23 protein-coding genes are annotated in these 24,482 nt (G+C 63.1%); 5 read left to right on the top strand and 18 right to left on the bottom strand.

Going from position 1 to position 24,482, the window contains the following annotated elements:
- Position 1: 1 nt before the first annotated feature.
- Positions 2 to 925 (top strand): OmpW/AlkL family protein, encoded by a 924-nt coding sequence (locus QMG84_RS01085; protein ID WP_281929853.1) that lies wholly within the window; start codon positions 2 to 4, stop codon positions 923 to 925.
- 438 nt (positions 926 to 1,363) lie between these two features.
- Here the strand turns inward: QMG84_RS01085 and QMG84_RS01080 are convergent, their stop codons facing one another.
- From QMG84_RS01080 to hemE, 8 genes are all read right to left on the bottom strand, one after another.
- Positions 1,364 to 2,245 (bottom strand): ParB/RepB/Spo0J family partition protein, encoded by an 882-nt coding sequence (locus QMG84_RS01080; protein WP_281929851.1) that lies wholly within the window; start codon positions 2,243 to 2,245, stop codon positions 1,364 to 1,366.
- Positions 2,246 to 2,286: 41 nt separating this feature from the next.
- Positions 2,287 to 3,108 carry a ParA family protein gene (locus QMG84_RS01075; protein WP_281929849.1) on the bottom strand — a complete coding sequence of 274 codons (822 nt, stop codon included), beginning with the start codon at positions 3,106 to 3,108 and terminating at the stop codon, positions 2,287 to 2,289.
- A complete protein-coding gene (rsmG, locus tag QMG84_RS01070) occupies positions 3,092 to 3,742 on the bottom strand; it encodes a 16S rRNA (guanine(527)-N(7))-methyltransferase RsmG (protein ID WP_281929848.1) in 651 nt (216 codons plus the stop codon). The genes QMG84_RS01075 and rsmG overlap by 17 nt, the downstream gene beginning before the upstream one ends.
- Entirely contained in the window at positions 3,739 to 5,583 is a 1,845-nt protein-coding gene (gene mnmG, locus QMG84_RS01065) for a tRNA uridine-5-carboxymethylaminomethyl(34) synthesis enzyme MnmG (protein ID WP_281929847.1), read from the bottom strand. Before mnmG ends, rsmG begins: the two co-directional genes overlap by 4 nt.
- A gap of 58 nt (positions 5,584 to 5,641) precedes the next feature.
- The gene (gene mnmE / locus QMG84_RS01060) at positions 5,642 to 6,940 is read right to left on the bottom strand and encodes a tRNA uridine-5-carboxymethylaminomethyl(34) synthesis GTPase MnmE (RefSeq protein WP_281929846.1); all 1,299 of its coding nucleotides are present in this window, start codon (positions 6,938 to 6,940) and stop codon (positions 5,642 to 5,644) included.
- A gap of 236 nt (positions 6,941 to 7,176) precedes the next feature.
- Positions 7,177 to 8,442, bottom strand: a complete 1,266-nt coding sequence (rho, locus tag QMG84_RS01055) for a transcription termination factor Rho (protein ID WP_202070901.1) — start codon at positions 8,440 to 8,442, stop codon at positions 7,177 to 7,179.
- A gap of 154 nt (positions 8,443 to 8,596) precedes the next feature.
- A complete protein-coding gene (hemJ, locus tag QMG84_RS01050) occupies positions 8,597 to 9,016 on the bottom strand; it encodes a protoporphyrinogen oxidase HemJ (protein ID WP_281929845.1) in 420 nt (139 codons plus the stop codon).
- 24 nt (positions 9,017 to 9,040) lie between these two features.
- Positions 9,041 to 10,069, bottom strand: a complete 1,029-nt coding sequence (gene hemE, locus QMG84_RS01045) for a uroporphyrinogen decarboxylase (RefSeq protein WP_281929843.1) — start codon at positions 10,067 to 10,069, stop codon at positions 9,041 to 9,043.
- A 432-nt stretch (positions 10,070 to 10,501) separates the two neighbouring features.
- On the opposite strand from hemE, the gene QMG84_RS01040 reads away from it, so the two are divergent.
- Genes QMG84_RS01040 through dnaQ form a run of 4 tightly spaced genes read left to right on the top strand, consistent with a single transcriptional unit; the run spans position 10,502 to position 12,608 of the window.
- Entirely contained in the window at positions 10,502 to 11,128 is a 627-nt protein-coding gene (locus tag QMG84_RS01040) for a Maf family protein (RefSeq protein WP_281929842.1), read from the top strand.
- An 8-nt stretch (positions 11,129 to 11,136) separates the two neighbouring features.
- On the top strand, positions 11,137 to 11,724 hold the full coding sequence (gene coaE / locus QMG84_RS01035; protein ID WP_281932072.1) for a dephospho-CoA kinase: 588 nt from the start codon (positions 11,137 to 11,139) through the stop codon (positions 11,722 to 11,724).
- Positions 11,702 to 11,872 carry a hypothetical protein gene (locus tag QMG84_RS01030; protein ID WP_281929840.1) on the top strand — a complete coding sequence of 57 codons (171 nt, stop codon included), beginning with the start codon at positions 11,702 to 11,704 and terminating at the stop codon, positions 11,870 to 11,872. Before coaE ends, QMG84_RS01030 begins: the two co-directional genes overlap by 23 nt.
- A gap of 13 nt (positions 11,873 to 11,885) precedes the next feature.
- Complete coding sequence (dnaQ, locus tag QMG84_RS01025; protein WP_281929838.1) at positions 11,886 to 12,608, top strand: DNA polymerase III subunit epsilon; 723 nt, start codon at positions 11,886 to 11,888, stop codon at positions 12,606 to 12,608.
- Positions 12,609 to 12,789: 181 nt separating this feature from the next.
- Here the strand turns inward: dnaQ and secB are convergent, their stop codons facing one another.
- The 10 genes from secB to QMG84_RS00975 form a co-directional block, all read right to left on the bottom strand.
- A complete protein-coding gene (gene secB / locus QMG84_RS01020; RefSeq protein ID WP_202070907.1) occupies positions 12,790 to 13,275 on the bottom strand; it encodes a protein-export chaperone SecB in 486 nt (161 codons plus the stop codon).
- A 108-nt stretch (positions 13,276 to 13,383) separates the two neighbouring features.
- The gene (locus QMG84_RS01015; protein WP_281929835.1) at positions 13,384 to 14,265 is read right to left on the bottom strand and encodes a 3-hydroxybutyryl-CoA dehydrogenase; all 882 of its coding nucleotides are present in this window, start codon (positions 14,263 to 14,265) and stop codon (positions 13,384 to 13,386) included.
- A gap of 172 nt (positions 14,266 to 14,437) precedes the next feature.
- Positions 14,438 to 15,382 (bottom strand): electron transfer flavoprotein subunit alpha/FixB family protein, encoded by a 945-nt coding sequence (locus QMG84_RS01010; RefSeq protein WP_281929833.1) that lies wholly within the window; start codon positions 15,380 to 15,382, stop codon positions 14,438 to 14,440.
- A gap of 1 nt (position 15,383) precedes the next feature.
- The gene (locus QMG84_RS01005; protein ID WP_281929831.1) at positions 15,384 to 16,130 is read right to left on the bottom strand and encodes an electron transfer flavoprotein subunit beta/FixA family protein; all 747 of its coding nucleotides are present in this window, start codon (positions 16,128 to 16,130) and stop codon (positions 15,384 to 15,386) included.
- A gap of 120 nt (positions 16,131 to 16,250) precedes the next feature.
- A complete protein-coding gene (locus tag QMG84_RS01000) occupies positions 16,251 to 17,096 on the bottom strand; it encodes a rhomboid family intramembrane serine protease (RefSeq protein ID WP_281929830.1) in 846 nt (281 codons plus the stop codon).
- Between the two features lie 59 nt (positions 17,097 to 17,155).
- Complete coding sequence (locus tag QMG84_RS00995; RefSeq protein ID WP_281929829.1) at positions 17,156 to 18,583, bottom strand: lipopolysaccharide biosynthesis protein; 1,428 nt, start codon at positions 18,581 to 18,583, stop codon at positions 17,156 to 17,158.
- Between the two features lie 169 nt (positions 18,584 to 18,752).
- The gene (gene ileS / locus QMG84_RS00990; RefSeq protein WP_281929828.1) at positions 18,753 to 21,797 is read right to left on the bottom strand and encodes an isoleucine--tRNA ligase; all 3,045 of its coding nucleotides are present in this window, start codon (positions 21,795 to 21,797) and stop codon (positions 18,753 to 18,755) included.
- A gap of 213 nt (positions 21,798 to 22,010) precedes the next feature.
- Entirely contained in the window at positions 22,011 to 22,319 is a 309-nt protein-coding gene (locus QMG84_RS00985; protein ID WP_281929826.1) for a hypothetical protein, read from the bottom strand.
- Between the two features lie 404 nt (positions 22,320 to 22,723).
- A complete protein-coding gene (locus QMG84_RS00980) occupies positions 22,724 to 23,383 on the bottom strand; it encodes an arylesterase (protein WP_202070915.1) in 660 nt (219 codons plus the stop codon).
- Positions 23,384 to 23,463: 80 nt separating this feature from the next.
- Positions 23,464 to 24,423, bottom strand: a complete 960-nt coding sequence (locus QMG84_RS00975; RefSeq protein WP_281929824.1) for a bifunctional riboflavin kinase/FAD synthetase — start codon at positions 24,421 to 24,423, stop codon at positions 23,464 to 23,466.
- Positions 24,424 to 24,482: the final 59 nt, after the last annotated feature.

Below are 24,482 nucleotides of genomic sequence, written 5' to 3'. Positions count from 1 at the left end.
GATGAGGAATATTGTTCGCGGCGCTGTCGCCGCCATTGCGTTGGGGACGGCCGCCGTCTCTGCTCACGCGGCCGATCTGCCGAGCATCAAGGCTCCGCCGCCGGCGCCGGTGTTCGTCGACACCTATCAGCCCTTCCAGATCCGCCTCAAGGTCGGCAGCCTGATCCCGCTCGACGGCACCGCCAAGATCTATGACGCTGGCGCGGTGCATCCCACGCTCGCCGCCCTCGGCGTTCCCGGCGGCAGCGTCGGCGTCGCCACTGGCCTGAGCGCCGGCTATGGCAGCCTGGTGCCGGGCGCCAGCACGAGCATCTCCACCTCCGTCATCCCGATGCTCGACGTCGCCTATTATCTGACCAAGAACTGGGCGATCGAGGCCATCTGCTGCGTTTCGCCGCATCATATCCAGGGCACGGGCGTTCTGGCCGGCTCCAGCCTGGCGCACACCTGGGCGTTCCCGCCGTCCGTGATGCTGCAGTATCACTTCACGAACTTCGGCGCCTTCCAGCCTTACCTGGGCGTCGGCGTGAACTTCACGACCTTCTGGGGCACCCGCGCCGGCAACAACAATTGGGCGCTCAATTTTGCCCCCGGTTCGACCGCCACCACGCTTGGCGCTTTCGGCGCCACTGCGAGCTTCTACTCGGCCAGCATCACCCCGTCCTGGGGCGTCGTCGGCCAGGCTGGCGCGGACTACATGTTCAACGAACACTGGGGCGTCAACGTCGATGTGAAATACATCATGGTGGAGCCCAACGCGCACGCCAATATCGTGGCCTTCATCCCGGGCCCGGTTGGCGCGGCGCTCAATCCGGTCTTTGTCCCGGTCAACGCTGCGGTGAAGATCAACCCGCTGGTCGTCTCCGCCGGTCTGACCTACCGCTTCGGCGGCGATTGGGGCGTTCCGAAGCTCCTGCCGTTCTGATCCGAACGTCTCAAACTTAAAAGAAAACCGGCCCTAGCGGCCGGTTTTTTTATTGGCGAGTAGACCAGGTTGCTAGCCGTGGTCTTATACCGTTTCCGTTTGAATAGCTCGGATTGGGGCTTGTCATTCCCGACGGGCCGAAGGCCCGATCGGGAATCCAGAGCCACAAACGCGCTGGTTTGGCTCTGGATTCCCGATCGCTCGCTACGCGAGCGTCGGGAATGACACCGAACCAATCAAGCGGATCTCGTATTACGCGTTTTCGCTAAAGGATCTCGGCCGTCATTGCGAGCGGAGCCAAGCAATCCAGGGCAGTGATGGGGCTCTGGATTGCTTCGTCGCTTACGCTCCTCACAATGACGGCAGCGCTGCTCGAACCGAATTTTTCAGCCCGCTGGGAATAACGCAAGTCACCGCGGCTTCGCCGAGCGGCTCAAATCACCCATTCAACAGCCGACAAATCGCGTCGAGCTGGTCGAGCGATTGATAGCGGATGCGAATCTCCCCCCGCTCTCCTTGATTTTTGATCTCCACCGCCATGCCGAGCGAATCGCCGAGCGATTTTTCCAAGGCGCGGGTATTGGCGTCCTTTTCCGGGCGCGGCTTTTTACCGCCATCGGAGTCGTTGGCCGGAGATTGGGCGTTCGTCTGAGCCTGGCTCATGGCCTCGACGTCACGCACGGTCAGCCCCTGTTCGACGATCTGCCGCGCCACCGCCTCAGGGTTCTCGACCGCCAGCAGCGCACGAGCGTGACCGGCTGAAATCTTGCCGTCCTGCACCAGCATTTTGGCGCCTTCCGGGAGGTTCAGCAGCCGCATCGTATTGGCGACATGCGAGCGGCTTTTGCCGATAATCTTGGCGATGTCGCTCTGGGAATAGCTGAACTCGGCGCCCAGACGCTCATAGCCCTTCGCTTCTTCTATCGCGTTGAGGTCAGCGCGCTGGACATTTTCGATGATCGCGAGCTCGAGCGCTTCCTTGTCATCGGCCTCGTGGATGACGACTGGAACATCCGCAAGACCGGCGGCCTGGGCGGCGCGCCAGCGTCGCTCGCCGGCGATGATCTCATAGGCGTCGGCGACGCCCGGAATCGCGCGCACGACGATCGGCTGGATAATGCCCTTTTCGCGGATGGAATTCGAGAGGTCTGCGAGGTCCTCCTCGCGAAACATGGTGCGCGGATTGCGCGGATTGGGGCGCAAAAACTCGATCGGAACCTTGCGCTGTCCACGCGGACGCTCACTGGGCGCCTCATCTCCGGCGTCGCCCAAAAGCGCCGCCAGGCCGCGACCAAGCCGTCGGCGCGGTTCTTCTGCCATATCGAAAACGCTCCCTAATGGTCGTAACTGTATTGCCGAAACTACGCCGCTCTCAGGCGCTTCTCGCGCTGGATCACTTCGGAGGCGAGCTTGAGATAGGCCTGGCTACCGGAGCATTTCAGATCATAGAGCAGCACCGGCTTGCCGTGAGACGGCGCTTCGGAAACGCGCACATTGCGCGGAATCATCGTCTCATAGACCTTGTCGCCCATGAAGCGCCGCACATCCGCCGCGACCTGGGTCGCGAGATTATTGCGCGGGTCGTACATGGTCAGCACGACGCCATGGATCGACAGTTTCGGATTGAGCGTCCGCGTCACCTGCTCGACAGTCGAGAGAAGCTGCGACAGACCTTCGAGCGCGAAGAATTCGCATTGCAGGGGCACGACAACCGCATCGGCGCTCGCCAGCGCATTGATGGTCAGCAGATTGAGCGACGGCGGGCAATCGACGAGAATATAGTCGTAGCGCTTGCCGTCGAGATGATGCTCCGCTGCCGCGAGCTCGGCCAACGCGCGCTTCAGCCGAAAGGCGCGATCCTTGTCGCCGGCGATCTCCAACTCGACGCCCAGCAGATCGAGCGTCGAAGGCGCGATCGACAGGCGCGGCACGACCGTCTGGACAATGGCGTCGGCAAGGCTCGACTCGCCAAGCAGGACGTCATAGGTCGAAATCTTACGGCTCTTTCGATCGACGCCAAGGCCGGTGGAGGCATTGCCCTGCGGATCGAGATCGATGACCAGCACTTCCTCGCCCACAGCGGCAAGCGCCGTGCCGAGATTGATCGCTGTGGTGGTTTTGCCGACGCCGCCCTTTTGGTTGGCGAGGACGAGCACGCGCTGGCCGCTATTTTCTCCGGACAAAATCTGCCTCTGAAGGTGAATGGACGACGATCAATCTGGCGCGCTTATGCGTGCGGCTCTGAACAGTCTCGTAAGTAAAATTACCGACAGGCTGAGCGGCGGTCAATTCATCACGCCATTCCTCGCCCTTTAAAAACACCGCTTTTGCGCCGTTTTCCAAAGGTTCGCGCGTCATTTCCACAAGCCGGGCGAGGGGGGCTAGAGCGCGAGCGCTGATGGCCTCGACTTTCCCTGCCAGGGGCGGCAAGGCTTTCTCGATCCGCTCGGCATGGATCTCGACGGGCGCGCCTGTTTCACGTGAAACAGCCCGTAGGAACGCCGCCTTGCGCTGATCGCTCTCGATCAAATGAACTAAAGCGCCGTCAACTCCTTTGCGTAAAAGGGCCGTCACCAACCCCGGAAACCCGGCGCCGGAGCCAATATCCGCCCAAATCCTCGCCTCAGGCGCACATTCTGCGACCTGCGCCGAGTCCGCAAAGTGGCGCAACCAGACATCGCCCAACGTGTTGGGGGCGACGAGATTAATCTTCGCCTGCCAGCGTTGAAGCAATTGCTCATAGACCGAAAGTTCGCCTTCGATCTTCCGCAGGGCTGGGACAAGTTCGAGCGCCGCAGCGCGAGAGGCTCCGCTCACGCGCGACGCGCCCATGCTGCGAGAAGTGTTAGAGCTGACGGAGTCATGCCGTCGATTCGCTGCGCCTGGCCGAGTGTCCGCGGCTTCAGGAAGGCGAGCTTCCCACGCAGCTCAGCGGATAGACCAGCAATGGCGTGATAATCCAACGTATCCGGCAGGGCGAGTTCCTCGTCTCTTCTGAAAGCGTCGATGTCCGCCTGTTGCCGGTCGAGATAGACGGCATAGCGCGCATCAGTCTCGATCCGCTCGGCTGTCGCTGCATCAATCTGGCCAAGTTGAGGCCAAATCTCCCTCAAAGACCCAAGCGTGACAGAAGGCAAAGCGAGGAGAGCAAAACCGCTGCGGCGCTGGCCGTCCTGATTGACGGCAAGCCCATGTTTCAACGCCGCCGCTGAGGTCAAAGAGATGCTTTCCAGCAAAGCACGCGCGCGGGCCAGTTTCTCCGCCCTTGCGCGGTAAACCGCTTGGCGCTCGCCTCCGATGCAACCAATATCGATGCCCTTTGGCGTCAGCCGCTCGTCCGCATTATCCGCCCGCAGAGAGAGCCGGTATTCGGCGCGAGAGGTGAACATTCGATAGGGTTCCGTTACACCGCGCGTGACGAGATCGTCGATCATGACCCCGAGATAGGCCCCGGCGCGATCGAAAATCACCGCGCTCTTTCCTTGCGCCAAACGCGCGGCGTTGAGCCCCGCGACGAGGCCCTGGGCGGCGGCTTCCTCATAGCCGGTCGTGCCATTGATCTGGCCCGCCAGGAAAAGGCACCTCAGGCGCTTTGTTTCCAGGCTGGGCAGAAGCTCGCGCGGATCGACATAGTCATATTCGATGGCGTAGCCCGGCCGGAGAATAAAGGCCTTTTCGAGGCCCGGTATCGACTGAATGAAGGCGTGCTGGGTCGCGACCGGCAGAGAGGTCGATATGCCGTTCGGATAGACAGTGTCGTCGTCGAGCCCTTCCGGCTCCAGGAAGATTTGATGCCCGTCACGATCGCCAAAGCGCGTGACCTTATCCTCGATAGAAGGGCAGTAGCGCGGACCCGGCCCAGAGATGGCGCCGGTCTTGAGCGGAGAACGATGGAGATCGGCGCGGATAATCTCATGCGACCGAGCCGTCGTCCGCGTAATCGCACAGGCGACCTGGGGATTTTCGATCCGCTCAGTGAGGGTCGAAAAGGGCTCGGGCGTCTCGTCGCCATATTGCTTTTCGAGGCTCTCCCAGGCGATCGTCTTGCCGTCGAGCCGGGCTGGAGTGCCGGTCTTGAGGCGGCCAACCGCAAAGCCTGCTGACCGCAGACGGCGCGAAAGACCGAGCGCCGGCGGATCGCCCATTCGGCCAGCGGGGGTGCGCTCGTCTCCTATGTGGATCATCCCGCCAAGAAAAGTGCCGGTCGTGATGACGATTGCGTCTGCGTGAATTATGTCGCCAGCGCCGGTCGACACGCCTCGGACCTCATCTCCCTCGACCAGAAGGTCCTCGACTGAGGCTTCGACAATCGACAAATTCGGGACCGCCTCGATGGCTGCAAGCATAGCGGCTCGATAGAGCTTGCGATCCGCTTGGGCGCGGGGCCCACGCACGGCCGGGCCCTTTGAGCGATTGAGCATTCGAAATTGGATGCCGCCCAGATCGGCGACGCGGCCCATGAGTCCGTCGAGCGCATCGATCTCGCGAACCAATTGGCCCTTGCCGAGCCCGCCGATCGCGGGATTGCACGACATCACGCCGATCGTCGCGCGGGAATGCGTGACAAGCGCCGTCTTCGCGCCCATCCGCGTAGCCGCAGCCGCGGCTTCGCAGCCGGCGTGCCCGCCGCCGATCACGATGACATCGAAATGTTTCATATCCCCCTGCAAGCTTCCTCTCCGAAGCCCTCGCACTGTTTCACGTGAAACAGTCTATTTACTTACCGATGCAAAAGCGCGCGAACACGGCCTCAAGAACGTCTTCGACATCCACCGCGCCGACGATACGCCCAAGCGCTCTTCCGGCGGAACGTAAATCTTCCGCGATGAATTCCAAGTCTTTTTCAGCGCCCAGGGCCGAGCCGAGACAGGCCGCGGCGGCTGAGATTGCCGTGCGGTGACGCTCACGGATGAGCAAAGCAGAAGCCCCATCGCCCAAGCGCTGTCTTGCGAACTCGCCGACGTCTTTCAAGAGGGTGTCCACACCCGATCCGGTTTCTGCGGAAATCCCAAGCCAGCCAGCAGGGGCAGGCGTTAAATCCGTCTTCGTCGCAACCTTCAGCACATCGACATGCGCCGCCATCTCCGGCTTCGGCTCGTGAGCGTCCGGAGACAGCCAGAGGACGAGATCCGCCGTTCCGATCCGCTCAAGCACCCGGTCGACGCCGATCCGCTCAATTTCGTCCGCCGCGTCGCGCAGGCCCGCGGTGTCGACGAAGGTCACGGGCAATCCCACGACGTCGAGATGCGCCTCGATCATGTCCCGCGTCGTGCCCGGGGTGGGCGATACGATTGCGAGGTCGCGGCACGCCAGCGCGTTGAGGAGCGTCGATTTCCCGGCATTAGGCGCGCCGAGGATCATTACGAGGAAGCCCTCGCGCATTCGCTCGGAGGCGGGGGCCGCTTTCAGCGCGGCGTGCATCTCCACAAGCAAGGGCTCCAGCAATTGGCGTAGCCGCGCTTGGTCGAAACTCCCGACGTCGCTTTCGTCGCTGAAATCCAGTTCCGCCTCGACAAGCGCCAGAGCCTCGATCAGCGCGGCGCGCCAACGCTCGACCTCGCGTCGCAATGCGCCGCCGGCAATGCGCAGCGCTTGCCGCCGCTGCGCCTCCGTCTGGGCATCTATGAGATCGGCAAGCGCCTCCGCCTGGGAGAGGTCGAGCTTGCCATTGGCAAAGCCGCGCCGCGCAAATTCGCCGGGCTCAGCCATGCGCAAACCGGGTCGCCGGGAAAGGGCCGATAACACGCCGTCGACAACAGCGCGGCCACCATGGAGATGGAGCTCGGCGTAATCTTCACCCGTTGCCGAATGGGGGGCAGGGAAAAAGAATGTCAGGCCCCGGTCGAGCTCCTCACCATTGGCGGGGTCTCGCAGCGTCGCAAGACGCAAGACGCGAGGATCGGGGACGCCGCCCGTGACGTCAGTGAGAAGCTGTTGCACGGCCTGCCCGGAAAGGCGGATCACCGCAATAGCGGCGCGACCGGGGCCGGTGCCAAGCGCGAAGATCGTATCCATGGGTCAGGCCGCGCGCCACGATTGAAGAACGATCAGAATGACATTGCCGACGTTCGGGAACAAGCGACGCTCGGAAACCCACGGAAAGTCGTCAGGGCCGGCTCGTGGCCGTAAATCGCGTCCTGGCCTGGGTCGCCGCACTCGTCGGCGTGGATGGCCGGGACGAGCCCGGCCATAACGGTCCACTAGAGCGCGAACCAAAAGACAAAGTGGGCGCATCACTATGCGCCCACGCCTTACGTGTTCATCGAATCGAAGAAGGCCTGATTGCCCTTCGTCTCACGCAGCTTGCCGAGCAGGAATTCGATCGCGTCGACCGTGCCCATCGGATTGAGGATGCGGCGCAGGACATACATCTTTTTGAGGATGTCCGTGGCGACGAGCAAATCCTCTTTGCGGGTGCCGGAGCGCGTGATGTCGATCGCCGGGAAGACACGCTTGTCGGAGACCTTGCGATCGAGAATGATCTCGCTGTTGCCGGTGCCTTTGAACTCTTCGAAGATGACTTCGTCCATGCGCGAGCCGGTGTCGATCAGCGCCGTCGCAATGATCGTCAGCGAGCCGCCTTCCTCGATGTTGCGCGCCGCGCCGAAGAAGCGCTTCGGCCGCTGCAGGGCGTTGGCGTCGACGCCGCCCGTCAGAACCTTGCCGGAAGAGGGCACCACCGTATTGTAGGCGCGGCCCAGGCGCGTGATCGAGTCGAGCAGAATCACCACATCGCGACGGTGTTCGACAAGACGCTTGGCCTTCTCGATCACCATTTCCGCGACTTGCACGTGGCGCACCGCCGGTTCGTCGAAGGTCGAGGAGACCACTTCGCCGCGCACGGAGCGCTGCATGTCGGTCACTTCCTCGGGACGCTCGTCGATGAGCAGCACGATCAGGTAGCATTCGGGATGGTTGGTCGTGATCGACTGCGCGATATTTTGCAGCAACACGGTCTTACCGGTGCGCGGCGGCGCGACGACGAGGGCGCGCTGGCCTTTGCCGATCGGCGCCACGAGATCGATGACGCGCGCCGAGAGGTCCTTCTTCGTCGGATCCTCGATTTCGAGCTTCAGGCGCTCATCGGGATAGAGCGGCGTCAGATTGTCGAAGGGCACCTTGTGGCGCACCTTCTCCGGATCCTCGAAATTGATCGTATTGACCTTGAGAAGCGCAAAGTAACGTTCGCCTTCCTTCGGGCTGCGAATCATGCCTTCAACAGTATCGCCGGTGCGCAGGCCGAATTTGCGAATCTGCGACGGCGACACATAGATGTCGTCTGGACCGGCCAGATAATTGGCGTCGGGCGAACGCAGGAAGCCGAAGCCGTCCTGCAAGACCTCGACAACGCCCTCGCCGACGATTTCGACGTCGCGGCTGGCAAATTGTTTGAGGATCGCGAAAAGCAATTCCTGCTTGCGGAGCAGGGAAGCATTTTCAACTTCATGCTCCTCAGCGAAAGCAAGGAGCTCGGCAGCGGATTTAGCCTTTAAATCCGAAAGTTTGATTTCCCGCATGTGGGCCTTCGAAGGAGACAAGCGTTCAGGAGAGCGGGCAAGATGCGGGAAGACTTTTCCCGAGCGCCGGAGGGAATCGGCGGTCGCTGAGACGACTATCTGCCAGAGGTAAGGTCACCTACATAAATCTTTTTCGAATCGGATGCAAGAGCGTTCAAAAGGGCTTCACGATCACCATGACGACGATCCCAAACATGAGCAGCGTCGGGAGCTCGTTGATTATCCTGAAATAGCGGGCGGGATGGGCGTTTGCGTCCCTGGCGAACCGACCCAACAAAACGCCGTCGTATATATGCGTTGCAGTCATCAAGACGACGAGCGCTGCTTTCACGTGAAACCATGGATGGTGAAACGCGCCGCTATCCACGGCCATGAAGAGCCCCGTCAGCCAAGCGACGATCATCGCCGGCGTCATAATGACGCGATAAAGCTTACGCTCCATGATCTTGAAGGTTTCCGACTGCCGGCCGGGCGCCGCGTCGGCATGATAGACGAAAAGCCGCGGCAGATAGAGCAGCCCGGCCATCCAGGCGATGATGGCGATGACGTGCAAGGCCTTGATCCAAAGATACATCAACCCGCTCCAGCCCCGGTGAAATCAGCCGCGTCGCACCCGCGCCACGAGCCTCTCGACATTCTCGATCGGCGTCTGCGGCAAAATCCCATGGCCGAGATTGAAAATATGCGGCCGTCCCTTGAAGGCGTCGAGAACCGAATCGACCTCCCGATCAAGCGCCCCGCCGCCGGCCAGCAGCGCCAGCGGATCGAGATTGCCCTGAAGGCACGCGTTGTCGGCGGTTTCGGCCACTGCCCATTTGGGATCGAGCGCCGTATCGAGCCCATAGCCATCGGCATGGAGCTTTCTCGTGAGCGCAGGTAGCTGCGCATCGGCGCCGCGCACGAAAGCGATGACCGGCGTTTGCGGGCTCTTCTCCTTCAGCCGCGCGACCATGCGCGCAATCGGCCGCGCGCACCAGGCTTCGAATTCATTGGCGGGCAGAACGCCCGCCCAGGAATCGAAGATCTGCACCACTTCCACCCCGGCTGCGATCTGAGCGAGCAGATAATCGACCGAGGCGTCAACGAGCCGGTCGATGAGTTGCTGGAAAGCCTCGGGGTGGCGAAAGGCGAAAAGCCGCGCCGGCGCCTGATCCGGCGTGCCCTTGCCGGCGATCATATAGCTCGCGACCGTCCAGGGCGCGCCGCAGAAGCCGATGAAGGCGACATCGACGGGAAGCTCGGATTTCACACGGTCGATGGTTTCGAAAACCGGAGTAAGCTTTCCGATCTCGAAGGCGCCGAGCCTTGCTACGCTCTCCGGCGTCTCGATCGGATCGAGCCTTGGACCCTCGCCGCTTTCAAAAGAAACTGTCTGGCCCATGGCGTCCGGCACCACGAGAATATCGGAAAACAGGATCGCCGCGTCGAAATGGAAGCGGCGGATCGGCTGCAGCGTCACCTCGGCCGCCATGGCCGGCGTGTAGCAGAAGTCGAGGAAGCTTTTCGCCTTGGCGCGCAGCTCGCGATATTCGGGCAGATAGCGTCCCGCCTGACGCATCAGCCACAATGGCGGAATTTCATGCGCATTGCCGCGAAGGGCGGATATCAGGCGTTTTTCCTCTGACAATTGGTCATTCCCCGCTTCGCTCGGCTCCGGTGAACCCAGACCTAGCCCGAACGCGATAAAATTAAAAACCCTTTAAAAAAGGGATGATTTACTTTTTATTAACCAATGCGCCGCAGAGGTTAATTTTCGTTAACACTTTGCCCACAGCCTCCGCTGAATCTGGATAAGTTGGGGCAGCCAGAGCCGGACAGCGGGAATAGGGCGTATAACACGTTTTTACAGTTGTTTACGTCTATCCTTCCTTGTGGAAAACAGGCGCATTGGCTGTTTATGAGTCATGAGTCGCGGATTCACGACGAATCCAGCGACAGGGAGAACCCTGTTGATGGATTGGGGCGGATATGCCCAGCAGTCGACAGGGTGGTCCTTGCGGCCGCATAATTGTCCCCGCTTTCCCTCCTTCCAGCCGTGCCTGTGGATCGAGCCCCTACCGTGAGCGACGTCGCTTCCTTTTCTTTCTGGCGGGCCTCCGAGCCGCTGATTCTCGCCTCCAAAAGCGCGGGCCGGCGGCAGGTTCTCGCCCAGGCGGGAATTCCCTTCGATTGCCGTCCCGTCGATCTCGATGAACGCGCGATCGAATCATCGCTCGGCCCGGTTGGGGCCGACGCGATCGCTCAGGCGCTGGCGAGAGCGAAGGCCGCCGCCGCGTCAGTGGCTGAGCGCGGGCGCCTCGTGCTTGGCGCGGATCAGGTGGCGAGCTGTGAAGGCCGGATTTTCGGCAAGCCGGAGAATAGGGAGAAAGCGGCGGAGCTGTTGGGTTTCCTGTCCGGCCGCCGGCATCGTTTGCATTCGGCGATCGCTCTGTGCCGGGACGGCGCGGTTTGCTTCGAGACCGTCGTCCATGCCGATCTCGCCATGCGGGAGCTGAGCGTGTCGTTCATCGACGACTATCTCGACGCGATGGGCGCGGCGGCCTTTACGAGCGCCGGGGCCTATCAGGTCGAAGGGCTCGGCGCGCATCTCTTCTCCGAGGTCTGCGGCGATCATTGGACCATCATGGGCATGCCAATCCTGCCGCTTCTCGACGCCTTGCGCCGTCTTGGCGCGCTCGCCGCGTGAGCCGGGCGATGCTGCGCGTCGGCCTGACCGGCTCCATCGGCATGGGGAAATCGACGACCGCGCAAATGTTCCGCGAGGCGGGCGTCCCCGTGCTCGATTCCGACCAGATCGTCCATGACCTCTATCGCGGCCCCGCCGTCGCGCCGATCGAGGCGGCCTTTCCGGGCGTGAGCGTCGATGGCGTTGTCGATCGCGGGAGGCTCGCGGCGCAGGTGCTTGCCGACCCGGAAGCATTGAAGCGGCTCGAGGCGATCGTCCATCCGCTGGTCTGGGCGGCGCGGGACGATTTTTTGAAGGATCAGGAGAAAAAGGGCGCGTCGATTGTCGTCTATGACGTGCCGCTCCTTTTCGAGACGGGAGCGGAAAAGAGCGTCGACGCGATTGTCGTCGTCTCCGCGCCAGAAGATGTGCAAAAGGCCCGTGTCCTGGCGCGGCCGGGCATGACGGAAGAGAAATTCGCGGCCATTCTCGCTAAACAGGTACCGGACGCCGAAAAACGCGCCCGCGCCGATTTTGTCGTGCATACCGGGCAGGGGATCGAAGCGGCGCGGCGGGAAGTGCAGGCCATCCTAGATGAGCTCGAAAGAAGAAGGTGAACCGCTGCCCTGCAAAAGCGGGTGGCGAAAGGCGGTCGACCTTCTCGCCGATCTTCTCGATGGCTTGGAGTTCGTCGGTTGGTTTTTGAAGCTTGCGTTCACCCTCATCCGCTGGATGTTCGGCCTTCTGTGGCGCCTTGTCGAATGAGAGATTAAGTCTGATGCGCGAGATTGTTTTCGATACGGAAACCACCGGTCTCGATCCCTTTAAGGGGGATCGCGTCGTCGAAATCGGCGCCGTCGAGATTTTAAATCTCATTCCCACCGGCCGCGTTTTCCACGTCTATATCGATCCTGAGCGCGATATGCCGGAGGAGGCCTTCCGCGTGCACGGACTGTCGCGCGAGTTCCTGTCCCAGCATAAAAAATTCGCCGAGATCACGCGCGAGTTCATCGATTTTCTCGAAGACTCGCCGATGGTCGCCCATAACGCCGAATTCGACGTGCGCTTCATCAACGCCGAATTCGCGTTGCAGAAGCTGCCGCCGCTCGCGCCTGCGCGCATCGTCGATACGCTCGCCATGGCGCGCCGGTTGCATCCGGGAAGCCCGGCCTCGCTCGACGCGCTTTGCCAGCGCTACGGGGTCGACCTGTCGCGCCGCGACAAGCACGGGGCGCTCCTTGACGCCGGGCTGCTGGCGGAAGTCTATGCGGAGCTGCGCGGCGGACGCCAGGCGGCGCTCTCGCTCGCGACGGTCGGCCGGACGCGCCGCGCGCAGACCGGCGACCTGCTGCGCGCCCGTCCCGAGCCTCTGCCGAGCCGTCTGACGGCGCAAGAGGAAGAAGCGCATCTCGCTTTCGTCGGCGGGCTCAAATCGGCGATCTGGGAAAAATATCTGCCCAAAAAACAAGAAGGCGGAGAGCAATCGCCCTCCGCCGCGTGAATCATTTCATCCCGCTTGATGGGTTCAGCGTCACCAGACGCTCGCAAAGCGAGCGATCGGGAATCCAGAATAGAACTGGCGCTCTTGCGGCTCTGGATTCCCGGTCGGGCTTTCAGCCCGCCGGGAATGACAAATTCGAATGCGAGCTGCTCAACCGTAAACGGTGTGAATTAGAACAACCTCAGGCGTTCGCGACCGGCGGCTGAGCGGCGGCTTCGGCGGCCTTCTGCTGGTAAAGCGCGACGAAATCGATCGGGTCGACGTAGAGCGGCGGGAAGCCGCCGTCGCGCGTGGCGTCGGCAACAATCTGGCGGACGAAGGGGAACAGCAGGCGCGGGCATTCGATCATCACGATGGGATGAATCTGCTCCTGCGGAATGTTGATGAGGCGGAAGACGCCGCCATATTCCAGGTCGAGCTTGAACAGCAGGCCCGCGCCCTCGCCGGCCTTGGCGTCGAGGGTGAGCGTCACCTCGAAGTCGGCCGGGGCCAACTGCTTGGCGTTGACATTGACCTGAATGGAAATATTCGGCGCCTGCTCTTGCGGTCCAAGAGAATTCGGGGCGTTGGGGTTTTCGAAGGAAAAGTCCTTCAGATATTGCACAAGCGCATTGAGGGCCGGAGCGCCGCCCTGCGCGCCGCCGCCGTTTCCATTCGTATCGGTCATTCGAGAATCTCCAGCCGTGCCGCCGGATGGCGGAAAGTGGGGCCCGCCTAACACGTCTCCCCATGCGGAACAAGGCAGGGAGGCGCCTCTTCGGAGGGCGGTGAGACGTCAGCGCGTCGGCGTCGGCGTGCCGCTGCGATAATCGTAGAAACCGCGCTGCGTCTTTTTGCCGAGCCACCCCGCCTCGACATATTTCACGAGCAGCGGGCAGGGGCGATATTTGGTGTCGGCCAGACCTTCGTGGAGCACCTGCATCACCGAAAGGCAGGTATCCAGGCCGATGAAATCCGCGAGCTGCAGCGGGCCCATGGGATGATTGGCGCCGAGCCGCATGGCCGTGTCGATCGCCTCGACCGATCCCACGCCCTCATAGAGCGTGTAGATGGCCTCGTTGATCATTGGCAGCAGAATACGATTGACGATGAAGGCCGGGAAATCCTCGGCGACCGTCACCGTCTTGCCGAGCTTGGCGCAGAAGCCTTTCGCCGCTTCGAAGGTCACGTCGTCGGTCGCAATGCCACGGATCAGCTCGACAAGCTGCATGCGCGGCACCGGATTCATGAAGTGAATGCCGATGAAGCGTTCCGGCCGGCCGGTGATGGACGCCAGGCGCGTGATGGAAATCGACGAAGTGTTGGACGCGATGATGCCGTCCGGCTTCACGACCGTCGCGACGTCGGAGAGAATCTTGCGCTTGACCTCTTCATTCTCGGTCGCGGCCTCGATCACGATGTCGCAGTCGCCGAAATCTTGCAGCGTCGGCGCGGCCGAGACATGCGGCAGCGCCCTGTCGACGGCCTCGGCGGTGAGGAAGCCGCGTTCGACGGACTTCGTCATCTGCACGCCGACATCCTTGATCCCGGCCTCGACGCGTTCCGGCGTGATGTCGTTGAGCGCGACGTCCAGTCCCGCAAGCGCGCAGACATGCGCGATGCCTTTGCCCATTTGCCCTGCGCCGATGACGCCGACTTTGCGAATTTCGAAGCTCATAGTTCGAACACCATTCCGAGAGGACCGCCGTCATAGGGCGGGACGGCTGCGATGCAAATGCGGCCAACATTGCAGTGCAATATAACGCGCGAATGGATCGAAAGAAAACCGGCAAGCTTCAAAATGTCAGGATCTCGCTCCCCGCCGCCACAAGGGGCGGGGAGCGTTATTCTTACTTGCCGAGCTTGGCGAGTTCCGCGTCGAGCTCCGGAATCGCCTGGAAGAGATCGGCGACGAGGCCATAGTCCGCGACCTGGAAGATCGGCGCCTCTTCGTCCTTGTTGATGGCGACGATGATCTTCGAGTCCTTCATGCCGGCGAGATGCTGGATCGCGCCGGAAATGCCGACGGCGACGTAAAGCTCGGGCGCGACCGCCTTGCCGGTCTGGCCGACCTGCAGGTCGTTCGGCGCATAGCCGGCGTCGACCGCGGCGCGCGAGGCGCCGATCGCGGCGTTGAGCTTGGTCGCGACCGGGTCCAGCACCTTCTGGAAATTCTCCGCGGAGCCGAGCGCGCGGCCGCCGGAGATGATGATGCGGGCCGAGGTCAGCTCGGGACGCTCGGACTTGGCCAGTTCCTCGCTCTTGAAGGAGGAAACGCCCGGATTGGCGCCGCCGCCGATGGTCTCGACCGGGGCCGAGCCGCCCTCGGGCGCGGCGGCGAAGGCCGTCGTGCGGACGGTGATGACCTTCTTGGCGTCCTTGGCGCGGACCGTCTGCACGGCGTTGCCGGCGTAGATCGGGCGCTCGAAAGTGTCGGGCGAGACGACCTTGATGATGTCCGAGACCTGGGCGACGTCGAGCAGCGCCGCGACGCGCGGCAGGACGTTCTTGGTCGCGCTGGTCGAGGGCGCGATGATCACGTCATAGCTCGGCGCCAGCGACAGGATGAGGGTCGCGACCGGCTCGGCGAGCACATGGTCGAGCGCGGCGTCTTCCGCATAAAGCACTTTCTCGACGCCGGCGAGCTTGGCGGCTTGGTCGGCGGCGCCTTGCAGGCCCGGGCCGACGACGAGGATGTGGACCGGGCCGCCGATCTCTTTCGCGGCGGTGAGCGCCTTGGCGGTCGCGGGCGCAAGCGCGCCATTGGCGGTTTCAGCAAGAAGCAGAATGGCCATATCAGAGAACTCCCGCTTCTTTCAGCTTGGAGACGAGTTCGGCGACCGAGCCGACCTTGATGCCGGCGGCGCGGGTCGCGGGCGCGGCGGTCTTCAGCACCTCGAGGCGCGGCGTGATGTCGACGCCATAGTCGGACGGCGCCTTCACGGCGACCTCCTTCTTCTTCGCCTTGATGATGTTGGGCAGCGAAGCGTAGCGCGGCTCGTTGAGGCGCAGGTCGGTGGTGACCACCGCCGGAAGCTTCAGGCTCACCGTCTGCAGGCCGCCGTCGATCTCACGCGTCACGTCGACCGAGCCGTCGGTCAGATCGACCTTGGAGGCGAAAGTGCCCTGGCCCCAGCCGAGCAAAGCGGCGAGCATCTGGCCAGTTTGGTTGGAGTCGTCGTCGATCGCCTGCTTGCCGAGAATGATGAGGCCCGGCTGCTCCTCGGCCGCAATCTTGGCGAGGATCTTGGCGACGGCGAGCGGCTCGACCGTCTCGTCGGTCTTGACCAGAATGCCGCGGTCGGCGCCCATGGCAAGGCCGGTGCGCAGCGTCTCGTCCGCCTTGGCCGGACCGATGGAGACGATGACGACTTCCGTCGCCTTGCCGGCTTCCTTCAGGCGCAGCGCCTCTTCGACGGCGATTTCGTCGAAGGGGTTCATCGACATTTTCACGTTCGCGAGATCGACGCCTGAACCGTCTGGCTTGACCCGGATTTTAACATTGTAGTCGACGACCCGTTTGACGGGCACGAGAATTTTCATCGCGCGACCTCTGGAGATGAAGAGCGGACGCGGCGCGTCCCGCTAAAAACTGTGGCGGTCTGGTAACGGGGGCGCGCGCGCAAGTCAAACGGGGAGGTCAAGCCTCTTTTTCAAGCCCCTTCAGTTTTCGGAAGGGGTTTCTTCCGGCGGCAGGGCCTGAGGCGCAGGCGACGTCGTGGTCGGGCGATGCAATCCCCGGTCGAAAAGTCTATGGCTGCGCCGCTTGAAAAAGGGCGTCAGCACGAGCCCCGCCGCGATGCCGCCGACATGCGCCATCCAGGCGACATGGCTTTCGCCGCCGCCCCAGCTCGCGTTCAAAAGCTGGAGCAAAATCCAGGCTCCGATGAAAATGAAGCCCGAAGCGTGGAAGGAGAACAGCGGCGGCTTCAATCCGAAAAGCGGCCGCAGCGGCGAGCGTGATTTCTCCGCAAGCGTGATGAGCCAGAAGGGAAACATCACGAATGTGAGCGGCGGGAAAAAGCCTGTGACCGTCGCGCGCGGGTAGAGCAGCAGAAAGGCTGCGCAGACGCCCGATATGGCGCCCGAGGCGCCGACAAGCGGCACGATGGATTGCGGCGTCGCATAGACATAAAAGGCGCCCGCCACCACGCCGCAGCAGAGATAAAACAGCAGATAATGCAGCGAGCCCATGGCGTCTTCGACATTGTCGCCGAAGACATAGAGGAAGAGCATGTTGCTCGCGATATGCAGCAGCGACGAATGGAAGAACAGCGAGGTGACGAGCGTCGCCGGCGCCGGCGGGCCGACGATCCAATCGGCAAGATCGGCCTCGCCGAACAGCACGCGCGGGATGATGGCGAAACCGCGCATGATGGTTAAGGGATCGCCGAAGAACTCGCTGTAGACGACCACGAAAACCAGAATATTGAGGACGATCAGCGCGTGATTGACGATCGGCCGCTTGAGATGGCGCAGGGGTGCGTCGTCGTAGAGCGGCATGACCATCGCAAAAACCTCATCGGCTGGAGCACGATAACCCTAACATAAGCGCGCCAGCGCTTCTGTCACGCCCGCTGGAGCCGAGGTCGCAGCCAGGCGATCGCCTGCGTGCGCAGGCCGGCGATGTCGAAGGCCGCGACCATCACGCCATAGATGGCGCCGCCCGAGAAAATCTGCAGCAGCAGCGTCGCAAATCCCGGCGCCATGCTGCGCAGCGGGAGTAGCGCGATGAACATGACGCCCGTGGCGACGATCGCCGCGAGAAGATCCCAGAACGACGGCCAGACCGGCTGCGCCCGCAGTGCAAAGAAAATTGTCGTCGCCAGCGCCGCCAAATAGCCGCCGGCCTGAGCGATCGCGAGGTTGGAGGCGTCGGCGCCCCAAGGCAAAGCGAAAAGCAAGGTCAGCGACACCAAGGCGGCGGCGAGCGCGGCCGCGATCAGCGGCCCGGTGCGCTTGCTGATCTGAAAAACGGGGTTCAAGCCGAAGTTGATGATCCCCATGGCGAAGAGCCCAGGCATCAGTAGCCCGAGATAATGGCCGAAAGGCCCACGGAACTGCGCGGGCACGATCAGCGCTTCGACCGAGGGCAGAACGAGCCACAGTCCGGCGCAGGCCGGCAGCAGGAAGGTGAAGACGACGCTCATATTATGCGCGACCTGAATACGGGCGCGATCTTCGCCATGCTCCTCATGCGTCGCCACGGCGATCTGAAACAAGAGCACGTCGAACGCCGAGCCGAAGGCCGTGATGGCGCGCATGCCGAGGTCATAGGCGAGGGCGAACTGGCCCGTCTCGGCGAAGTCGTAGACGCTGGCCACGATCGAGCGCGCGGCGAGGGGCATCGATGTATACAGAAGGTGGGCCGCGATGATGGGCGCGCTATAGGCGATGAGAAGTTTGGCGGTCTTCGGTTGGGCGCCCAAGCAGTGTGCGTCTGGATCGCGTAGCGAGGCGCGCGTGAGAAATACCGAGCCCAGGAGGCTCGCGACGCCGCCCGCGAGCGCAACGCCGGCCGAGTGGAAGAGGAAGGCGCCGCCGCCGAGCAGAATAAAGGCGAGGATGTTCTTGACGAGGACGAGTCTTCCATAAGCGCCATCCTCGAAACGCGCGCGGGCGAGGGCGGTCGAATAGTCGAACAGGCCGTTGGCGGTCGCGGTGAGGAGCGCGAGCAGGATCAGCTCGCTGTCGAAGTCGAGCTCCGGGCCGATGAGCGAATAGAGCAAGGTGCTCGACGCCAGAAAGACGCTGACGACGACGAAGGATGTCCCCAGCGTCGAACGGATGACGGGCTCGTTCTCGCGCGTGCGCTGGGAATAAAAGCGCGTTGCCGAAAGCCGCAGCCAGTCGTAAAGCGCCGTCTGCACGACGACTGCGATGGAGAAGGCGAGCGCGAAGCGGCCATATTCCTCGGGGCCGAGGAACTTCGCGACCATTAGGCCGATGATGAAATTGGTGACGGTGTTGGCGAGAAAGGCGAGGAGGACTTTCAAAGGCCCCCTCCCCAGCCCTCCCCCGCTGACGCGGGAGAGGGGGTAACGCCGCGGCCTTCATCGGGATCCGCGATTTTTCCCGCGCGACGCGCCTCGCTCCCTCTCCCGCGAAGCGGGGGAGGGTTGGGGAGGGGGCAGAGCCGCGTCACGCCTTCTTTCATTCGAACCGCTACGCGCTCCAGCGCCCAAGCGCCTTCAGCTCTTTGAGCGCCTGTGCGTCGCGGGGCGTGACGTCGGGATAGTCCGGGTCCGCGGTCGCCGGGTCGAAATATTTCCACGAGCGGGCGCATTTGGCGCCGCTTGCGCGGCTCGGAACGACCGCGACGCCCTTCACCTCGGGGAGGCGGAAGGCGTCGGCAGGGCCCTCGCCCGTCTCGATCACGATGTCGGAGACGATGCACACTTCCGCGAAATCGACTCCGTCCAGCGCAGCGCGCAAATGGCCGTCGGCGACATAGACGATCGGCGCCGCCTCCAAGGAGGAGCCGATACGCTTCTGCGCGCGTTCGATTTCCAGCGCGCCCGTCACCACCGCGCGGATGGCGCGCACGCCCTCCCATTTCTTGGCCAGCGCCTCGTCGCGCCAATGCGAGGGAATATCCGGGAAGCTCTCGACATGCACCGAGACGGCGTCCGCATAGCGCGCGAGCCAGGCTTCCTCCGCCGTGAAGACGAGGATCGGCGCGAGCCAGGTCGTCACGCAGCGGAAGATGCGCTCGATGACGGCGAGCGACGCCTTGCGCTTCACGCTCGACGGCGGCTCGCAATAGAGCGCATCCTTGCGGATGTCGAAATAGAAGGCCGAGAGATCGCTCGTCATGAAGGGCGTGAGCAGCGCCACGACCCGCTTATAGTCATAGGCCGCATAGGCGACGCGGATTTGCCCATCCATCTCGACGAGACGATGCAGCATGAGCCTTTCGAGCTCGCTTGCATGTTCGAGCGCTGCGTCGTCGTCCGCGCCGTAATGCGCGAGCGCGCCGATCATCCAGCGCAGCGTGTTTCGCAATTTGCGATAGAGATCGACGAAGGTCTTGAGAATCTCCGGGCCCACGCGCAGATCGTCGGCGTAATCGGAGGCCGCGACCCACAGGCGCAGAATGTCGGCGCCCGAGTCCGAGATCACTTTCTGCGGCGCGACGACGTTGCCGAGCGACTTCGACATTTTGCGCCCCTTCTCGTCGAGCACGAAGCCATGCGTCAGCACGGCGTCATAGGGCGCGCGGCCGCGCGTGCCGCAGCTTTCGAGGAGAGAAGAGTGGAACCAGCCGCGATGCTGGTCCGAGCCTTCGAGATACATCACCTCGTCGTCGCCGCCGTCGCGCTTTCTGTGGAGGCCGGCAAGCGCGGGAAAGCTCGTCGGATCGTCGAGCACGAAGGCGTGCGTCGAGCCCGAGTCGAACCAGACGTCGAGAACGTCGGCGATCTTTTCATAGTCGTTCGGATCATAGTCGGGCGCGAGAAAGCGCTCGGCGGCGCGCGTCTCGTACCAGGCGTCGGCGCCTTCCTTCTCAAAGGCCGCGACGATGCGAGCGTTCACGCGCGGATCGACAAGGATCTCATGCGTGCCCTTCTTGACGAAGACGGCGATCGGCACGCCCCAGGCGCGCTGTCGAGAGACGACCCAGTCGGGGCGATTGGCGATCATGCCGCGGATGCGGTTCTCGCCCGCCGCGGGGGTCCATTGCGTGCGGGAGATTTCTTCCAGAGCGATCTCGCGCAGCGTCGGCGCATTGGACCGCGCGCCTTCAGGCGCGCCCCCATGCGCGCCTGAAGGCGCGCGGTCCATGGGCTTGTCCATTGCGATGAACCCGGACGCGATGGATTTATCCATCGCGATGAACCACTGCGGCGTATTACGGAAGATGACCGGCTTCTTCGAGCGCCACGAATGGGGATACTGGTGTTTGAGGCGCCCGCGCGCGATGAGATTGCCGGCTTTCACCAGCTCCGCCATCACGGCCTCATTGGCGTCGCCCTTCTCGCCCTTTTCGGTAAGCACGCGCTTGCCGGCAAAGCCCGGCGCTTCCTTGGTGTAGAAGCCGTCTTCGTCGACCGTATAGGGGATGCGGCTGTCGATGCCGGACTCGGCGAGACGCCTGCCATTCGCCATCCAAATGTCGAAGTCCTCGCGGCCATGGCCCGGCGCCGTATGCACGAAGCCCGTGCCCGTGTCGTCGGTGACGTGGTCGCCGTCGAAGAGCGGCACGTCGAAGGCATAGCCCAGATGCGCGAGCGGATGGGCGCAGACGAGTTCCGCGAGCGTCAAGGCCGGCACATCGCGCAACCGTTCGAAGCCGTCCACCTTAGCGGCCTTGAAAACGTCTCCCGCCAGCTTGTCGGCGAGAATGAATTTGGCGCCCGGGAAGGCCCAATTGTTCTCCGGCGCCTCCGTCACGCGATAGAGGCCGTAGGCGATTTTCGATGAGAAGGAGATTGCGCGATTGCCCGGCAGCGTCCAGGGCGTCGTGGTCCAGATCACCACGCGCGCGTCGGCAAGGTCCTCGTCCGCGCCGCGCGGGATCGGGAACGCCACCCACACCGTATCGCTGGTGTGGTCCTCATATTCGACTTCCGCTTCCGCCAGCGCCGTCTTCTCGACCACGCTCCACATCACAGGCTTGGAGCCGCGATACAGCAAGCCATTCTCGGCGAATTTCATGATCTCGCGGGCGATGATCGCCTCGGCCGGATAGGCCATGGTGGCGTAAGGGCGGTCCCATTCGCCGGCGACGCCGAGCCGCTTGAATTCCTCGCGCTGGACCCTGAGCCAGTTCTCGGCATAGGCCCGGCACTCGCGCCGAAACGCGATCATCTCGTCCGGCTGGGCGAAGTCGGGCTTCTTCTTGCCCTTGGCGCGGTAGTTTTCTTCCTCGATCTTCCATTCGATCGGCAGGCCGTGGCAGTCCCATCCCGGCACATAGACGCAGTCCTTGCCGGTCATGCGCTGGCTGCGCGTGACGATGTCCTTGAGGATCTTGTTCAGCGCATGGCCGATATGGATGTTGCCATTGGCGTAGGGCGGGCCGTCGTGCAGCGTGAATTTCGGCCGGCCCTTGGCGGCCTCGCGCATTTTGGCGTTGAGGCCGATTTCCTCCCAGCGCTTCAGGAACTCGGGCTCCCGCTGCGGCAGGCCGGCGCGCATCGGAAAATCCGTGACCGGCAGATAGAGGCTCTTGGAATAGTCGGGCCCTTTGGGCGTGTCGTCGTTCATGGGGTCTCGAAACCGGGGTCGGGCGGCGCCGGGACGGCCGGCAAGGTCCGCGTCACATAATGGATTTGGAAAGGAAGCGCCAATCGCGCCAAATACCCGGAACCCGCGCGAGCGCAGCTCAAGCGCGGACCGGGCCGGTAATTCGTATGCGCCGCAAAATCAGCATGCCCCTCTTTAGCAAGAGGCGCGGGAGCCGGAAAGCCTCAAAAAAATCTAGCGCAGCCGGCGGAAGGGACCCAAGCCCAAGGCGTTCGCCACCCAGGCGCCCGCGCCGAGCAAGGCCACGGCCGGGACGAGGATGAGCAGGAGCCCGGAGAGGAAAAACAGGCAGAGGCCGACGAAGAGCAGCAGGCCGGCGCCGACCAGCATGCTCTGGAACGGGCCAAGCTTGACGAACTTGATCTCGCTCTGGCCCGAGGAAATCCAGACGCGCGAGGTCGGAAAGCCGTCGTCCTCCGCCTCGGCGCGCGATTTTTGACCCGGCGGGATGATTTCTATGTCGCCTCTGCGTTCGTCGCTCATCTTCATTACCCCTCGGATGCGAAGATAGGGACTGGCGAACCCCGCTGCAATGCGGCGCGTCTCAACGCAGGGGTCCGAATTCGGGTTGACGAGCAGACGTGTTTCCTACGTCATGGCCGCGCTTGTCGCGGCTATCCACGCCGCGCCGACGCGGAATGCTGAGAACATGAGCCGGCATAATGCCGCTTCTTCTCCCCGCGTGTCGCAATGTCCTGGCGTGGATGCCCGCGACAAGCGCGGCCATGACGCGGCTGCGTAGGTTCGTTAACCTGGATTCGGAACCCTGTTTCTCGACGCCGCCCGCCCGCCGTCATTGCGCGCGAAGCGACGCAATCAGGGCGTCATTGTGGCTCTGGATTGCTTCGTCGCTTTCGCTCCTCGCAATGACGGCGCTCTACCGGTCGTCACCGCCAAGCGTGGTAGCGCCGGCGCTCGGGCGCCCGCAGCGTCCGCTCGACCATGGGCGCCATCCGCGCCGCGATGTAATCCGAGCCCAGCACATTAGGATGCTTGTTGTCGTCCTGGATAAGCGCGGGGTTGTTGTAGACGCCGTCGAGGAAGAAGGGATAGAGCGCCACTTTGTGCTGGGCGGCGAGCGTCGGATAGACCCAATCGAAGCGCAGCTTATAGGCGAGGTCGCGGCGGCGGGGGTAGGACAGCATGCCAGCGAGGATGACTCGCGAGCCGCGCGCCTTGCTGTAGCGGACGATGGCGTCGAGATTCCGATAGACGACGGCAGGGTCTTCCTGCTGCAGCATGTCATTGCCGCCGAGCTCGACGATGACGGCGTCGGCGCCATAGGCGAAGGCTTTGGGCAGCCGCTCGAGCGCGTCGCCGGTGGTGTCGCCCATCTCGGAAGCGTCGAGAACTGCGACATTTCGATCGCGCATGTGGAGCCGCCGGTTGAGCGCCCAGGGGAAAGCGGTCCCCTCCGGCAGATTATAGCCGGCGCTCAAACTGTCGCCGATGATGAGCACCCGCTTGGGCTGCGCCTGCGCGCTCGGAGGGAGGCCGGCAAGCGCGGCGAGAGAAAGGAAAGCCGCAAAAAGACGCGCGCCGCTCATGTCTGATCCTCCTGGCCGAAAGCGTTAGACTAGGAGGCTAGGGCCCTTTGCCCTCAGGCCAAGCGGGGCGGGCGCAGGTTTCAGCGGCGCGCGAGAATTTCTCGCGCCTTGGCGCAGTCGTCCTCCATCTGGGCGATCAGCGCCTCGACGCTGTCGAATTTCGCCTCGCCGCGGATGAAGCCGAAAAAGGCGACCTCGACCTCTTTGCCATAGAGATCGCCCGAGAAGTCGAAGAGGAAGACTTCGAGCAGCGGCGGGCCGTTATCGAAGGTCGGCCGGCGTCCGAAATTGGCTGCGCCGTCGCGCAGGACGCCGTCCATTTCCATCGTGACGGCATAGATGCCGTGTCGCAGCCGGTTCGAGGGATCGAGCGCGATATTGGCGGTCGGGAAGCCGAGCAGCCTTCCGCGCTTGTCGCCGTGGCGGACGACGCCGCGCACAAAGTAAGGGTGGCCCAGGAGACGACGCGCCAGTTCGACGTCGCCTTTTTCCAGCGCCTCGCGCGTGGCGGTGGAGGAGACCGCTTCCAGGCTTCCCTCCTCGTCCCGAGTGATGCGGTCGACGATCTCGACCGCAAAGCCCAGCCGCGCGCCTTCGGATTTCAGGAATGCCGCATCGCCCTTGCGGCCGGCGCCGAAACGGAAATCATAGCCCGCGACGACAGCCGAGAGACCCAGCCGCTTGGCGAGAATGTCCCGGGTGAAATCCTCGGCCGGGCGGGCGGCGAATTCCTTGTTGAAGGACAGAACGATCATCCCGTCGAGCCCGAGCCGCGCGGCCTGCGCCGCCTTGGCATCGGGGGGCGTCAGACGGAAGATCACCGGCTTGCCGGCGAAAATATCGGCCGGATGCGGCTCGAAGGTGAGCAGGACGCAGGGCTTACCGAGCTTCCTAGCCAGCGCCTGGGCGTGCGCGACAACGCCGCGATGGCCGCGATGCAGCCCGTCGAAATTGCCGATGGCTGCGACGGCGCCTTCGAGCCCGGCGGGCGGGCTCACAGGGTCTCGGGCGAGGATAAAAACTTTAGTGTGGTCGGTCACGTCGGCATCCGGAGAAGGCGAGAACTTTGCGCGGCCTCGCATCCGAAAAACCATTATCG

Origin of the sequence: Methylocystis iwaonis (assembly GCF_027925385.1) — a bacterium.
Classification (GTDB): Bacteria; Pseudomonadota; Alphaproteobacteria; order Rhizobiales; family Beijerinckiaceae; genus Methylocystis; species Methylocystis iwaonis.
This window is presented reverse-complemented; position numbering and strand designations above follow the sequence as displayed.